The sequence below is a fragment of the Thermoflexus sp. genome (assembly GCF_042408815.1).
In the GTDB taxonomy this organism is placed as follows: domain Bacteria; phylum Chloroflexota; class Anaerolineae; order Thermoflexales; family Thermoflexaceae; genus Thermoflexus.
This window is the reverse complement of the sequence record NZ_JBHOQR010000002.1, coordinates 369880-383319: the sequence shown is the minus strand read 5'-3', so window position 1 is coordinate 383319 and position 13440 is coordinate 369880. Positions and strand designations below refer to the sequence as shown.

General features: G+C 65.2%; 10 protein-coding genes and 1 CRISPR repeat array. Of the genes, 7 read left to right on the top strand and 3 right to left on the bottom strand.

The annotated features are described in order from the left end of the window. Nucleotides 1–38 precede the first annotated feature (38 nt). Nucleotides 39–604: a CRISPR direct-repeat array (repeat unit 31 nt; unit sequence GTTTCAATCCCACGCTGGTTCGATTGAGGCC). A 443-nt stretch (nucleotides 605–1047) separates the two neighbouring features. Next, nucleotides 1048–2208 (top strand): NAD(P)/FAD-dependent oxidoreductase, encoded by a 1161-nt coding sequence (locus tag ACFMO3_RS01860; RefSeq protein WP_376788726.1) that lies wholly within the window; start codon nucleotides 1048–1050, stop codon nucleotides 2206–2208. Between the two features lie 209 nt (nucleotides 2209–2417). Here ACFMO3_RS01860 and metG read toward each other — a convergent pair whose 3' ends face one another. The 3 genes from metG to ACFMO3_RS01845 all read right to left on the bottom strand — a co-directional run bounded on the left by metG (nucleotide 2418) and on the right by ACFMO3_RS01845 (nucleotide 6740). Beyond that, nucleotides 2418–4229 carry a methionine--tRNA ligase gene (gene metG / locus ACFMO3_RS01855; RefSeq protein ID WP_376788725.1) on the bottom strand — a complete coding sequence of 604 codons (1812 nt, stop codon included), beginning with the start codon at nucleotides 4227–4229 and terminating at the stop codon, nucleotides 2418–2420. Between the two features lie 240 nt (nucleotides 4230–4469). Continuing rightward, complete coding sequence (glmU, locus tag ACFMO3_RS01850) at nucleotides 4470–5816, bottom strand: bifunctional UDP-N-acetylglucosamine diphosphorylase/glucosamine-1-phosphate N-acetyltransferase GlmU (protein WP_376788724.1); 1347 nt, start codon at nucleotides 5814–5816, stop codon at nucleotides 4470–4472. A 120-nt stretch (nucleotides 5817–5936) separates the two neighbouring features. Further along, nucleotides 5937–6740, bottom strand: coding sequence for a LysM peptidoglycan-binding domain-containing protein (locus ACFMO3_RS01845; protein WP_376788723.1), 804 nt, complete (start codon nucleotides 6738–6740; stop codon nucleotides 5937–5939). A gap of 251 nt (nucleotides 6741–6991) precedes the next feature. Between ACFMO3_RS01845 and ACFMO3_RS01840 the strand changes: the two genes are divergently transcribed. From ACFMO3_RS01840 to ACFMO3_RS01815, 6 genes are all read left to right on the top strand, one after another. Further along, entirely contained in the window at nucleotides 6992–7495 is a 504-nt protein-coding gene (locus ACFMO3_RS01840) for a methylated-DNA--[protein]-cysteine S-methyltransferase (RefSeq protein WP_376788722.1), read from the top strand. Next, nucleotides 7482–10013 (top strand): DEAD/DEAH box helicase, encoded by a 2532-nt coding sequence (locus ACFMO3_RS01835; protein ID WP_376788721.1) that lies wholly within the window; start codon nucleotides 7482–7484, stop codon nucleotides 10011–10013. The genes ACFMO3_RS01840 and ACFMO3_RS01835 overlap by 14 nt, the downstream gene beginning before the upstream one ends. A 331-nt stretch (nucleotides 10014–10344) precedes the next feature. Next, nucleotides 10345–11649, top strand: a complete 1305-nt coding sequence (gene glp, locus ACFMO3_RS01830; RefSeq protein WP_376788720.1) for a gephyrin-like molybdotransferase Glp — start codon at nucleotides 10345–10347, stop codon at nucleotides 11647–11649. Then, nucleotides 11649–12344: a thioredoxin domain-containing protein gene (locus tag ACFMO3_RS01825; protein WP_376788719.1), complete on the top strand. Its 696-nt coding sequence runs from the start codon at nucleotides 11649–11651 to the stop codon at nucleotides 12342–12344. The genes glp and ACFMO3_RS01825 overlap by 1 nt, the downstream gene beginning before the upstream one ends. Before the next feature lie 22 nt (nucleotides 12345–12366). Continuing rightward, nucleotides 12367–12819 (top strand): vitamin K epoxide reductase family protein, encoded by a 453-nt coding sequence (locus tag ACFMO3_RS01820; RefSeq protein ID WP_376788718.1) that lies wholly within the window; start codon nucleotides 12367–12369, stop codon nucleotides 12817–12819. A 34-nt stretch (nucleotides 12820–12853) separates the two neighbouring features. Beyond that, nucleotides 12854–13093 carry a hypothetical protein gene (locus tag ACFMO3_RS01815; protein WP_376788717.1) on the top strand — a complete coding sequence of 80 codons (240 nt, stop codon included), beginning with the start codon at nucleotides 12854–12856 and terminating at the stop codon, nucleotides 13091–13093. Nucleotides 13094–13440 lie beyond the last annotated feature (347 nt).

The following is a 13440-nucleotide window of genomic DNA, read 5'->3' as shown; positions in this document are numbered from 1 at the left end:
CTAACTCTTGCTATGATGAGTAGTGCGGATCGGTTGCTGTTTCAATCCCACGCTGGTTCGATTGAGGCGCTTTCATCAAGTTCAACGTTCCCCAGCTACGTGCTGGTTTCAATCCCACGCTGGTTCGATTGAGGCCCCCGGCGTGCGCCGGCGATTTGGGTATTGCTGCGATTGTTTCAATCCCACGCTGGTTCGATTGAGGCCAAACCCCACCGCCGCACCCGATCGAGCAGAGACCGTTTCAATCCCACGCTGGTTCTATTGAGGCGGGAGGCGTGGGTGGACCTCCCCGAGGGCACGTTTATCGTTTCAATCCCACGCTGGTTCGATTGAGGCCGCCGGGCCGCACAAGAAATCTTACGCCAACAGTCGAGTTTCAATCCCACGCTGGTTCGATTGAGGCCGAACGTTTGACAGTCAACAGCCAACGTGCTATGATTGTTTCAATCCCACGCTGGTTCGATTGAGGCCGGAGGCGTTCGTGCTTCGTGAGACGGGATTTGTGTGTTTCAATCCCACGCTGGTTCGATTGAGGCCATTGCGTGTTGTGTTGCATTTTGCTACAGAACAATCGTTTCAATCCCACGCTGGTTCGATTGAGGCCCTGCAATTTCAGGGCATAGAAGGGAGAGGGAAGAGAAAAACGAATCTCTTGAAGGGATTTCCTTTTTAGATTACCATATCCAGGACAATTTGTCAAGGACTCGGAATGGGGGACGGTCGATTGAACGATGGGGGTCCGCGGAAGCCTTTGCCGGACCCGAGAAAATAAGCGATAGATAGGAATTGAACGATAGGAGTTTAGGAAGAAATAATAAATGAAGGGGAGAGAAAGGATGGGTTCCAATGGGATCTTTTGAAATGCCTCCGTGGACCCCCGATCGCCGGAAATCCGGAGGGGGTCCGCGGAAGATTTTTGAGGGGAGATAACGCAGGGTTCTTCTTCCCGGAGGGTCGTAAAGGAGAATCTCGAGGAAGCTGGGGAAGCGGGCCGCTCTGTTCCAGAAGGCCCCACCCCAACAGATCTTCAGATCCCGGAGGCGTCCCATGACCTTGCCGGCTACCGCGGATGTGGTGATCGCCGGGGGCGGGGTGATGGGCCTGAGTACGGCTTATCATCTCCTGAAGAAGTCCCCCGGCTTGCGGGTGGTCGTCCTGGAGAAGGGACCTTTCTTCGGTTGCGGCTCCACCTCGAAGGCCGCCGGCGGGTTCCGCCATCAGTTCGCCACCGAGATCCATATCCGCCTCTCTCTCCTCAGCGTGGCCATGATGGAGCGGTTCCCTGAGGACCCCGGCGCACCCCTCGAGATGCGTTTCTGCGGCTACCTCTTCCTGCTCACTCGAGAGGAGGATGTCGCCGCCTTCCGCGACCAGGTGGCGCTGCAACGCCGCCTCGGCGTGCCCACCGAATGGCTCGCGGGCGAGGAGATCCGCCGCCGGCTCCCCATGATGCGCCTGGAGGACGTGATCGCTGGAACGTTTTGCCCGCGCGATGGCCTTCTCAGTCCTATGGACCTCGTCAACGGATATGCGTCCGGCGCCCGACGCCTCGGCGGGCAGCTCTTCACCGATACCCCCGTGATCGGGGTCCGGACCCGAGGCGGGCAGATCGAGGCAGTGCGAACCCCCGCCGGCGAGATCGCCACGCCGATCTTGGTGAACGCTGCGGGCGCCTGGGCCGCTTCGATCGGGCGGATGGTGGGGGTGGAGTTGCCCATTCTCCCTTACCGGCGTCAGTATCTCATCACCACGCCGATCCCGGAGATCCCGCCTGATTTCCCCATGGTGATCGATTTCGCTCAGAGCCTGTATTTCCACCGGGAAGGGGAGGGAATCCTCACCGGCATGTCGAACCGGGCGGAACCTCCCGGGTTCAACGAACAGCTGGACCCAGAGTGGGAGCTGGTCCATATGGAGGCGGCGATCGCGCGGATGCCGCTGCTGGAACGCGCTGGCGTGCGGGCCCGGGTGGTCGGCCTCTATGAGGTGACCCCGGATGCCCATCCGATCCTCGGGCGCGTTCCAGCGGTGAAGGGCTTTTATGTGGTGGCGGGCTTCAGCGGCCACGGGGTGATGCACGGCCCGATCGCCGGCCTGCTGATGGCCGAGGAGATCCTGGACGGCCAGGCCCATACGCTGGATATCGCCCCGCTCCGATGGGAGCGCTTCGCCCTCGCGGGTCGTGCCGCGGAATACAATGTGATTTGATGGCCCGGGGGGTGTCGAAGGAATTCAACTCGGATGGGCCTTCGACTCGATGGCCGGCGGAGGCCGGCCAGAACGCCTTTCCGCGTCGGCGCAGGCCGACGCTTGGCGCCTTCGTGTCCCATGCGGGCGATTTCGATCGGCGGGCGAGGCCGGCATGGGGCGGGGAGCGCCTCGCAAGGCCGGTTTCCCAATCGCCGCCCGCCGCTCCATCACGCCGTGGGTTGTCCCAGGCGGGCCCGTTCTTCCTCCGCCCGCGCCTCGTCGATTTTCTCAAACAGAGGGCGGATCTCCCGCAGGCGCTGGCCTGGCGGCAGCCGGCTGGGCTCCCAGCGGACCCGGGGATCGGCTTCGTAGGTGAGGACGAGGTGCTCCCGTGTCCGCTCGGCCACGGGCCGGAGGATCAGGCGCCCCACGAGGTCCCCTTCATACCCCAGCATCTCATGAACCCGCTGGCTCGAGAAGGGAAGGAAGGGCGCGAACATCACCTTGAGGCTGTCGATCGCCCGCAACGCCACGTAAACGGTTGTCCCCGCCCGGGTTCGGTCTTCTCGGATCTCCTTCCAGGGCTCGCGCTCGTTGAGGTAGCGGTTCACCTCCGCGGCCAGCCCCATTACGGTCTCCAACGCCTGCCGGAAACGGCAACCCTCGATCATCCGTCCCACCGTTTCAAAGGACACATCGATCCGGGCCAAGATCTCAGCGTCCCGCGGCTCCATCAGGCCCGGCATGGGTACTTCCCCATCGAAATGGCGGGCGGCGAAGGTGAGGACGCGGTGCACCAGGTTCCCCCAGATGGAGAGGAGCTCTTCGTTGTTGTGGCGGATGAAGTCGATCCAGCGGAACTCTGTGTCCTGGGTCTCGGGCATGATCGCTGTCAGGTAATAGCGGAGGGCATCTACCGCGTAGCGCTCCGCCGCGTCCAGGGCCCAAACCGCCCAGTTGCGGCTGGTGGAGAATTTGTCCCCTTCCAGGTTCAGGAATTCGTTGGCTGGCACATCGTAAGGCAGGGTCAGGCGTTTGGAGGGGTCCTCCTCATACAGCCGCTCGGTGCCGAGGAGCTGGGCGGGCCAGATGATGGTGTGGAAGGGGATGTTGTCCTTCCCGATAAAGTAGACGATTTTGGCCCCCGGATCATACCACCAGTCCTTCCAGGCCTCCGGGCTTCCGGAGAGGGAGGCCCATTCGATGGTCGCCGAGAGATAGCCGATGACGGCCTCGAACCACACGTAAAGCACCTTGCCCTCAAACCCCTCCAGGGGAACCGGAATCCCCCAATCCAGGTCCCGGGTGATGGGGCGTGGCTGGAGCCCCTGTCGGATGTAGTTGAGGGTGAAGGCGAGGACGTTGGGCCGCCAGTACCCCTTGTCACGCAGATAGGCCAGGAGGGGCTCGGTGAAGGCGGGCAGGTTGAAGAAATAATGTTCGGTCTCCCGCAACACCGGCACGCTCCCGTCAATCCGGCTGCGGGGATGGATCAGCTGGGTGGCTTCTAAGAGGGTCCCGCATCGCTCGCATTGATCACCCCGGGCCCGCTCATAGCCGCAGATCGGGCATGTCCCCTCGATGTAACGATCCGGGAGAAAGCGCCGCGAGACCTCCGAGTAGAACTGGCGTTGGGTTTGCTTGAAGAGATACCCCTTCTCCAGGAGGCGCAGGAACATGTCCTGGGCGACCCGGTGATGGTTTTCCGTGTCGGTGTGGGTGAAAAGATCAAAGGAGATACCGTATTTCTGCCAGGTCTCCAGGAAGACCTGATGATAGCGCTCGAACAGCGCCCGGGGCGGCACGCCCTCCCGATCCGCCTGAACGGTGATGGGGGTCCCATGGGAATCCGACCCGGAGACCATGAGGACCCGGTTGCCCTTCAGGCGGTGATAGCGGGCGAAGATGTCGGCCGGAAGGTAGGCTCCGGCGATGTGGCCCAGATGCAGTGGGCCGTTCGCATACGGCCATGCCACGCAGACCAGGACCTTCTCGGGCATCCGGCACCTCCTCGTGGAGTCGAAAGCTCCCTGCTCCATAAACAAAGACCGCCGGCCGAGGCCGGCGGTCTGCGGGCGAAGGGCAACCCGCTCGTCGGGGGGGCCTCAGGCCCCCGACCGCAGAGGGGATCTCCTCATCGCGGGTCGGAAGACGATCCGGTGGCGCCTCATCGATCCGACGGCGCTTCCGCTGGATAAATTTTATGAGACATTGTAATGCGGTCAGCGACGGGAAGCAACCCGAAGGAAAGGCGAGGCGCAGGGATGCCTCGCCCGCGGCTATGGGGAGGAGTGGGGGCGGGCCGGGACGCCGTAAACCAGGGTCTCCGGGGGCACATCGTGGGTCACCACGGACCCGGCTCCGGTTTTGGCTTTGCGCCCCACCCGCACCGGCGCCACGAGCATCGTGTCGCTGCCGATGAACGCCTCATCCTCGATGACCGTCGGATGCTTGCGCACCCCATCGTAATTGCAGGTGACCGTCCCCGCACCGATGTTCACATCCGCGCCGACCGTGGCGTCCCCCAGGTAGCCGAAGTGATGCATCCGCGTCCGCGGGCCGACGACGCTGTTCTTGATCTCCGCGAAATTCCCCACATGCACCTCTTCTGCCAGCCGGGTCCCCGGTCGCAGATGGGCGAAAGGCCCCACGTGGACGCGATCGGCCAGCACGGCGCCTTCAACGATCGAGGCTTCCACGATGCAATCATCGCCCAACACCGCGTCCCGCAGGATGGTGTTGGGCCCGAGGCGACACCGGCGGCCGATCCGGGTCTCCCCCTCCAGATAGGTATCGGGGTAGATCACCGTGTCCGGCCCGATGTGCACGCTGGCTTCAATGTAAACCCGTTCGGGATCCAGGAGGGTGACGCCTTCCAGCATCCATCGGGTGTTGATCCGCCGCCGCATGATGCGCTCGGCCTCCGCCAGCTGCACCCGGGTGTTGATCCCTAGCGCTTCGTCGGGATCTTCCAGGGCGACGGTCTCCACCGGCGCCCCCTCCGCGGCGGCGAGGGCGATCAGGTCGGTGAGATAGATCTCCCCCTTCGCCGGGCTGGGCTGCAGGCGGGCGAGGGCCGGCCAGAGCCAGGGTTCGTGGATGACGTAAACACCGACGTTGATCTCGGGGAGACGTCGTTCCTCCGGGTCGGCTTCCGCTTCCTCCACGATCCGAAGGGCCCTCCCTTCCGGATCCCGGATCACCCGTCCGTAGCCCGTGGGGTCCGCTCGATGGGCGGTCAGGAAGGTCAGGATCGCCCCGCGGGCCTGATGGGCTTCGATCAGCCGTCGGAAGGTCTCGGGGCGCACCAGCGGCAGATCCCCATAGGTGATAAGGATATGGTCGACTTCTCCCCGGAGGATCGGCTCCGCCCAGCGTGCTGCATCGCCGGTGCCCCGGGGCTCGGGCTGGATCGCAAAGCGGGCACCCGGCCCGGCGGCTTCCCGCACTTCCAGAGCGGACGGGCCGATCACCACGACCGGTGGGGTGGAGCATCCGGCCGTCTGCAGGGCCTCCAGGACGTGCCGGATCATCGGGCGGCCCGCCAAAGGGTGCACCACTTTCGGCCGCTCGGACTGAAACCGGGTGCTGCGCCCTGCAGCCAGAACGATCGCCGTCCAGGTCATACGCTACCCCCTTTCTTCACCTCCGCGGGATGGCCGGCCTCCGAAGGCGTTCGGCGCCACGGAAGCCCAACGGGCTGGGTGGGATCCCCCGCCTTCTCTCCGAGCGCCCTCCTCCGACGCTCATCGCCCCCGCGCGCGCTGCTGCCCCAACTGATAGCCGATAAAGACGCCCAGCAGCAACAACCCCAGGAATCCGGCGGCCATGAGCAATCCTTGCCCGAGCGCGGAGAGATCCGGTCCTGCGGGTGCGGACGGCGCGGGGGTCGGGAAGGGGGTGGGCGTCGCAGGCCCAGCGGAGGGCTGGAATCCAAACCATACGGTCGTCTCGGCGTTCCACGGTAACCAGATCTCCCGTCGGGTGGGCCCGGAAGGCGCATAGCCGGTCGGGTTCTCCAGGGCGAGCACGTAATAGCCCGGCTCGAGATCCCGAAGGCAGGTCGCCTGGCCGGCCTCCGAGATCAGCGTCGTCTTCCATCCATGGCCATCGATCAGATAGATGGAGATCCCCGCGATCCAGGGCTCCCCCTCGTCTTTCGTTTCATTGCCGTTCCGGTCCTCAAAGGCGCCGGTGCACAGCGTTCCCGGGTGCCGCTCCCCCAATGCCGAGGTCGGGGTCGAAGCGGGCGAGGGGGCGCTTGGCTGGGGAGGGCGGATCACGAGCTCCTGGCCCACCACCAATAAATCGGACTCCAGGCCGTTGAGGGCCTTGATCTCCTCCACGGTGGTCCCATAAAGCAGAGCGAGCCCGAAGAGCGTGTCGCCCGCTTCCACCGTGTGGACGATGGAGCCATCGGGGCGGGGCGTGGCGGTGACCTGCGCCTGCGCCAGGGCGCGGGGCCCAGGCCATGGGAGGCTCCCTATCGCCATGCCCATCAGGAACAATCCAATCCCGCCTCCCAGCAGCCAGCCGCCGATTCTGCGCATGGATCCTCCTTGTGGTCTAAAGGATGCCTCAAGCTGAGATTCAGCGCAGTGGGCATTTTAGCAAACATGGGAAGAGGAGCGGAAATCCGAGAGCTCCGCCCGCTGGTGGTTAGGTGGCTTCAGAAAGAGAAGGACTGTTGTGGAGATCCCATCCGGCGTCTTCCAGGATCCTTGGGAGGGATTATCATACAAGAGGAGAGCCGTCGTCGTCTGGGGGATCTCCGCCCAGAGTTCTATGTTCGGAGGGAGACATGCACTGGTCAATGGCCGAGGGGACCCCACTGGGGACGTTATGGGTGGTGGCGAGCGCCCGGGGGGTTCGCCGGGTGATCTTTGGCGATGAGGGGGAGTGGGAGTGGGCGAGGGTGCAAGCGGCCTGGCCGGAGATGGAGCGCCGGGAAGAGGGCATGGCGGCACAGGCCCTGGCCCAGATCCTGGAGTATTTGCAGGGCAAGCGGCGGGCGTTCACCGTCCCGCTGGATCCCGAGGGCACGCTGTTCCAGCAGAAGGTCTGGATGGAGACGGCCCGCATCCCGTATGGGCAGACCCTCACCTACCGGGAGCTGGCCTGTCGGATCGGACAGCCCGGAGCGGCCCGGGCGGTGGGCCGGGCCCTGGGAGCCAATCCGCTGCCCATCCTGATCCCCTGTCATCGGGTGGTCGCCGCCGATGGCCGTCTGGGTGGCTATACCGGGGGCCGTCATCTCAAGCGATGGCTGTTGCATCTGGAGGGTGCGCCCCTTGCCGCTGAATGACAAGACGATGCCTTTGGCCGCCCTGTTGCGACGCTGGCGACAGGACCCGGCGTTCCGCCGGCGGGTCGCGGCCTGGGCCTGGGCGCCAGCCCGGGAGGCCCGGTGGGCGATGATCCCCGAGGACCTCCATCCTCGATGGCGGGAGGCGCTCCGGCAGGCTGGGTTTTCCGCGCTCTACACCCATCAGGTGGAGGCCTATCGCGCGGCCCGCGCGGGGAGCCACGTGGCCCTGTTCACCCGCACCGCTTCCGGGAAGACCCTGGCCGTTCTGCTCCCGATCCTGCAGGCCCTCTGCGAGGATCCCCAGGCCACGGCCCTGCTGGTCTACCCCACCAAGGCCCTGGCCCATGATCAGCTCGCGGTGCTCCGCACCTGGCTTTCCGCCATGAAGCTTCCAGCCGCCGCGCTCCCTTACGATGGCGACACGCCCGGCGAGGCCCGCCGGTTCGTCCGGGAGCGTGGGCGTCTGCTGCTGACCAACCCCGATATGCTCCACCGGGGGATCCTTCCCCAGCATCCCCGCTGGGCGGCGTTTCTGCGCCATCTGCGCTTTGTGATGATCGATGAAGCCCACATCTATCGAGGAGTATTCGGCAGCCACATGGTGAACGTGCTGCGGCGGCTGCGGCGCCTGGCCGCCGTTTACGGCGCCTCCCCCCAGTTCCTCCTGGCCTCGGCGACCGTCGCCAACGGCCGGGAGCTGGCCGAGGGGCTGGTCGAAGGGCCGGTCCATGTCATCGAGGAGGACGGGGCTCCGCATGGCGAGCGCCATTTTATCCTGTATCGCCCGCCGCTTCTCGATGCGGCCACCGGCCTGCGCCAGAGTGCCCTGACCGCTGCCGCCGGCTTGATCCAGACGTTCCTCGAGCATGGGATTGCGGTCATTGCCTTCGCTCGTTCGCGCATGGCGGTCGAGCGCCTGCTCCGCATGGTGCGATCCGCTTGGGTGGAGCGGGGCGGAGATCCGGAGGAGGTCCACGGGTATCGAGGGGGATATCTCCCAGAGGAACGTCGGGCCATCGAGAAGGGATTGCGGGAAGGGCGAATCCGCGCGGTCATCGCCACCAACGCCCTCGAGCTGGGGGTGGACATCGGAACCCTGGAGGCCTGTGTGATGGTCGGGTATCCGGGGACCATCGCTTCGGTCCGTCAGCAGGCAGGGCGGGCGGGCCGGCGGGCCCCGTTGAGCGTGGCCCTCATGGTCCTCACGGCCACCCCCCTCGATGAATACCTCGCGGGCCATCCAGAATTCCTCTTGCGAAATCCCCCCGAGGCCGCCCGCTTCGATCCGGACAATCTGGCGATCCTGAGCGATCATCTGTGCTGCGCGGCGTTCGAGTGGCCTCTGGGCCCGGATGAGCCCTTCGCCCGCACGCTGGATACGGGCTGGATCGTGGATCGGCTGATCGCCGATGGAGAGCCCCTCTACCGCAACCCTACGGACGGTCGCGTGTATTTTGCGGCGGACCGCTACCCGGCGCAGGAAGTCAACCTGCGGACCAGCGCGGGGGATCGGGTGAGGATCCGGCTGGGCGCGGGGAAGGGCGGGCGGATCCTCGGCGAGGTGGACCGTTCCTCAGCCCCCCGGCTGGTCCATCCCGGCGCCGTGTATTTGCACGAGGGTGCGGCCTACCGGATTGTTTCCGTGGATTGGGGGCAGGGGGAAGCCCTCGCGGAGCCCTTCGAAGGGGATGAGGTCACCGAGCCGATCGTGGCGGCGCGCTGGCATCTCGATGCGGAGCGGGCGCGCCGCGTGGAGCCCTGGGGGATCTGCGCGTGGGGTGAGGTGACCATCGGGCATCAGGTGGTAGGCTATCGGCGCCTACGATGGCCGGGCGGGGAGCCCCTGGGGTGGGCGGAAGTGGAAACCCCCGAGGTGATCCTGCCTACCACCGCGTGGTGGCTGACCATCGAGCCGGCGCTGGTGGAGCGTCTGAAGGAAGAGGGCATTCCGATCGGCCCCCTCGATTACGGGCCGGAATGGGAGGTGATCCGCCGCCAGGTCCGGGCCCGGGATGGCTACCGTTGTCGGGTGTGTGGCGCTCTGGAGCCGCCGGGGCATGCCCACGACGTCCATCATCTGCAGCCGCTGCGGACCTTCCGGGATCCTGCGGAGGCCCATGCCCTGGAGAACCTGATCACCGTCTGCCGGCGCTGCCACCGGCGCCTGGAGCAGCGGCTGGGAACGCGCAGTGCCCTCTCCGGCCTGGCCCATTTGCTCCATGGCCTCGCCCCGATTTTCCTGATGAGCGACCCGGCGGATCTCGGCCTCCTGGTGGATCCGGAGGGCCGGGAAACCGGTGGCCCCACGGTCCTGCTATATGAAGGCGTCCCCGGCGGCGTGGGGTTTGCCGCCCATCTGTGGGCTGTTCGGGAGGCACTGTTCCAGGCGGCGCTGGAGGTGGTGGGGCGCTGCCCGTGCGAGATCGGATGCCCGGCGTGTGTCGGACCTCCGGGGGAGATGCCGGATCTGAAGAAGCAAACCCGCCGGTTGCTGGAATGCATGCTCGCGCTGTGAGATCTGGACTTCGGCTCAAGTCGGGCAAGGAAGCAGGGGTATCGTCTTATGCCACGGCCCCTCTCGCTCTCCGCTCGGATCCGCTCCCTCCGATCCGCCTCGCCGCTCAAGCGGCTCCTGCAGTGGGGAAGGCCTGCCCAGATCCCAAGGATAGTTGACAGGCCTGTCCTCCCTCGTTACACTAAATCCGGCACACTGGGGACGAACAGCCTCTCCGCGTGGGGATTCGCTCGGCCGGCCCTGGAGCTGGACAACCGCGAAGCGTTTTCTCCGATGTTTTTCCCTCAGGATCGTTAGGAATCCGGTCCGGGAACCATTGGAGGCGATCCCAATGGCCGCTGTTCAGGAATGGGTGCAGGTGGATGAAGCCCGCCAGATGATCCTGGAGGGATTCCGGCCGCTTCCTTCAGAATCCGTCGCCCTTCCGAAAGCCATGGGGCGGGTTCTGGCCGAAGCGATCCGGGCGGGGCACGACCTGCCGCCGTTCCCCAACTCGGCCATGGATGGCTACGCCGTCCGCGCGGCGGACACCCAGGGGGCCCAGCGGGAACATCCCATTCGCCTTCGGGTGCTGGGGGAGGCTGCCGCGGGCCACCCCTTCTCTGGCGGGATTGAACCGGGAACGGCAGTGCGGATTGCGACGGGGGCGCCGCTCCCTTCCGGAGCGGATGCCGTGATCCCGGTGGAGGACACCGATGATCCGGGGGGGCCGGGCCGCCCGCTTCCGCCTGCGATCACGATTTTCCGGGCGGTTCAACCGGGCGAGTTCGTTCGCCCGGCAGGAGAGGATGTGGCTCGAGGGACCATCGCGCTGGAGCCGGGCACGGTGCTCACGCCTGGCGCGCTGGCCCTGCTGGCTGCCCTGGGCCGTTTCGAAATCCCGGTCCATCGCCGCCCGCGAGTGGCCCTGCTGGCCATCGGCGATGAGCTGATCGAGCCCGGCCGGCCGCTTCCGCCAGGTTGTATCTATGAAACGAACCGGACCGCCCTGGCCGCCCAGACGCTGGAGGCAGGAGCGGAGCCCATCGTGCTGGGGATCGCCCGGGATGACCCAGAGGATCTGCAACAGTTGCTGGACGAAGCCGTTGCGCACCGCCCGGATCTCATCGTCTCCTCCGCAGGGGCTTCCGTCGGCGTTTACGACTGGGTGAAGGAAGTGGTGGGGCGCCACGGCGAGATCCGCCTCTGGAAAGTCCGCATTCGCCCCGGCAAACCTTTCGCCTTCGGTCATTATCGGGGGATTCCTTTCTTCGGGCTGCCGGGCAACCCGGTTTCCGCCATGATCACCTTCGATCAATTCGTCCGCCCCGTTCTGCGCCGGATGGGCGGCTATCCTCGCTGGGAGCGCCCACGCATCCCAGTGCGCCTGGCCGAGCCGGTTTCCAGCGACGGGCGAGAGACCTATTTCCGGGCGCGGATCACTTATAAGGATGGCCAGTTCCAGGCCCGCCTGAGCGGGCTTCAGGGTTCCCATATTCTGAGCGCCATGGCCCGGGCGAATGGCCTGGTGATCCTGCCGGAAGGCGTTCGAACGCTTCCTGCTGGCTCAATCGTCATGGCGGAATTCTGGGTTGATTTGCAGGATTTGATGGAGGCGTCGGAGGTTCCACCACCTGCTGCTCTGGGGAGGGCTTGATGAGCAAACGGGATCCGAAGGCCATTCGTGCTTCCCCCCCACCCTGGCTGCCTGCGCTGCTCATCGCCGCGGTGGTCCTTGGGGTGGCGGCCCTCATCGGATACCAGCTATGGACCAGCCGGCCGGGGGCAACCGTCGCTGCGGTCGATTATCCGACCGGTTTGACGCCGGACGGCTATCCCTACAAAGGGAATTCCGAGGCCAAAATTATCATCGAGGAATATTCGGACTTCCAATGCCCGGTATGCGCCCGTTACACGCGGGAAGTGGCACCACGCCTGGATGAGAAATACGTGAAAGCCGGGAAGGTGTACTATATTTTCCGGTATTTCCCCTTCCTGGGGCCGGAATCGTTCCGCGCGGCGGAGGCCGCGGCCTGCGCGGCGGAACAGGGGAAATTCTGGGAATACGAGCACGTGGTGTTTGCCAACCAGCGCGGCGAGAACCAGGGCTGGTTCTCCGACGACCGGCTCATCGGCTTTGCGACCTGGGTGGGGCTGGATCGCGGGGCCTTTGAGCGCTGTCTGCTTTCCGGCAAATACCGGGATTTCATTCGCAGCGCCGCCAATGCCGGCCGCCAGCGGGGAGTGCGGGCCACGCCCACCCTCTTCATCAACGGCGAGAAGATCGAAGGGCTCTACGATGTGACGTTCTACGAGACCTATATCGACACCCTGCTGCAGCAGGGTCGGTAGATTCAATGCCGGCGGAGGGACCATGGCGCCGCAAGTCGCAACGGCGCGAAAGGATGCCATCTCCCTCGTCCAGCTGGCCCTTGCCCTGGCCGGGGCAGGGGTGGCCGGGTATCTCACGTGGAGCAAGATCCGCGGAGAGGGCCTGATCTGCATTGGGTTCCGGGGTTGCGATGTGGTGAACAACAGCCCCTATGCAGAGCTCATGGGGATCCCGGTAGCCGCCTGGGGGTTGGGGGCCTATCTGGTTCTCGCCGCGCTTGCGCTTCCCTTCTGGGGAAGGCATCCCTCCCTCCAGACGTGGACTGTTGCGTTCTCCTTCGCCATCGCCCTGGGAGGCTGGCTGTTTTCCATGTATCTCACCGCCGTTGAGGCCTTCATCCTTCATGCATGGTGCAGCTGGTGCGTGACCTCGGCGATCCTCATCACCCTGCTGCTGGGGGTGTGCGGATTCCGCTTCTATCGGACATTGATTTGATCGAACACCCACTCTGCCCGATCAGGAGGAGCCTATGCCGCGCATTCGATGCCATTATGTCGATTGCATTTATCTGGAAGCCGGTATGTGCACGGCCGATGAAATCGAACTGGATCCCGAGATGGGTTGCCTGACCTATACTCAGGCCGAAGAGGAAGAGTGGGAGGAGGAAGAGGCCCTGGAGGAAGAGGAGGAGCTGGGCTTCGACGAAGAAGAAGAGGAAGAATGGGAGGAGCTCCCCCTGGAGGAGGACGAAGAGGAAGAGGATTGGTGATCCAGAGGCGAAAGAGGAGCAGGCTTGGGCGTCCCCGCATCGTATCCCTCTTTGCCGCTGTTTTTGTGGCGGAGCGGCCTGGAAGTCCCGCTGATGCCCCCGGATCTCCGGTTGGGCGGTGACGGGAGATCCGGGGGCGCGATGTGGAGGTCTATCGGGAGGCGGGTTAACCCCTCGTCTCGAGCGGCTCGATCGTGCGTTCCGGGTATGCGCCACGGTGGGTGAGGGCCCAGAAGAGACGCTTGGGCTCCACCACCTGTTCCGGTGGAAACACGCCACGCTGGGGGATCTCGTCTCGAGCGATTCAGCGAACGGCCTCCGCGGCCGGGACAGCCCCCATCATCGAA

What these genes read in the sequence shown, in the direction of transcription:
- ACFMO3_RS01820 (WP_376788718.1), top strand. Translation starts at nt 12,367, where the DNA reads ATGGCGCCGCAAGTCGCAACGGCGCGAAAGGATGCCATCTCCCTCGTC.
- ACFMO3_RS01825 (WP_376788719.1), top strand. Translation starts at nt 11,649, where the DNA reads ATGAGCAAACGGGATCCGAAGGCCATTCGTGCTTCCCCCCCACCCTGG.
- ACFMO3_RS01840 (WP_376788722.1), top strand. Translation starts at nt 6,992, where the DNA reads ATGCACTGGTCAATGGCCGAGGGGACCCCACTGGGGACGTTATGGGTG.
- ACFMO3_RS01860 (WP_376788726.1), top strand. Translation starts at nt 1,048, where the DNA reads ATGACCTTGCCGGCTACCGCGGATGTGGTGATCGCCGGGGGCGGGGTG.
- glp (WP_376788720.1), top strand. Translation starts at nt 10,345, where the DNA reads ATGGCCGCTGTTCAGGAATGGGTGCAGGTGGATGAAGCCCGCCAGATG.
- ACFMO3_RS01815 (WP_376788717.1), top strand. Translation starts at nt 12,854, where the DNA reads ATGCCGCGCATTCGATGCCATTATGTCGATTGCATTTATCTGGAAGCC.
- glmU (WP_376788724.1), bottom strand. Translation starts at nt 5,816, where the DNA reads ATGACCTGGACGGCGATCGTTCTGGCTGCAGGGCGCAGCACCCGGTTT.
- metG (WP_376788725.1), bottom strand. Translation starts at nt 4,229, where the DNA reads ATGGAGCAGGGAGCTTTCGACTCCACGAGGAGGTGCCGGATGCCCGAG.
- ACFMO3_RS01845 (WP_376788723.1), bottom strand. Translation starts at nt 6,740, where the DNA reads ATGCGCAGAATCGGCGGCTGGCTGCTGGGAGGCGGGATTGGATTGTTC.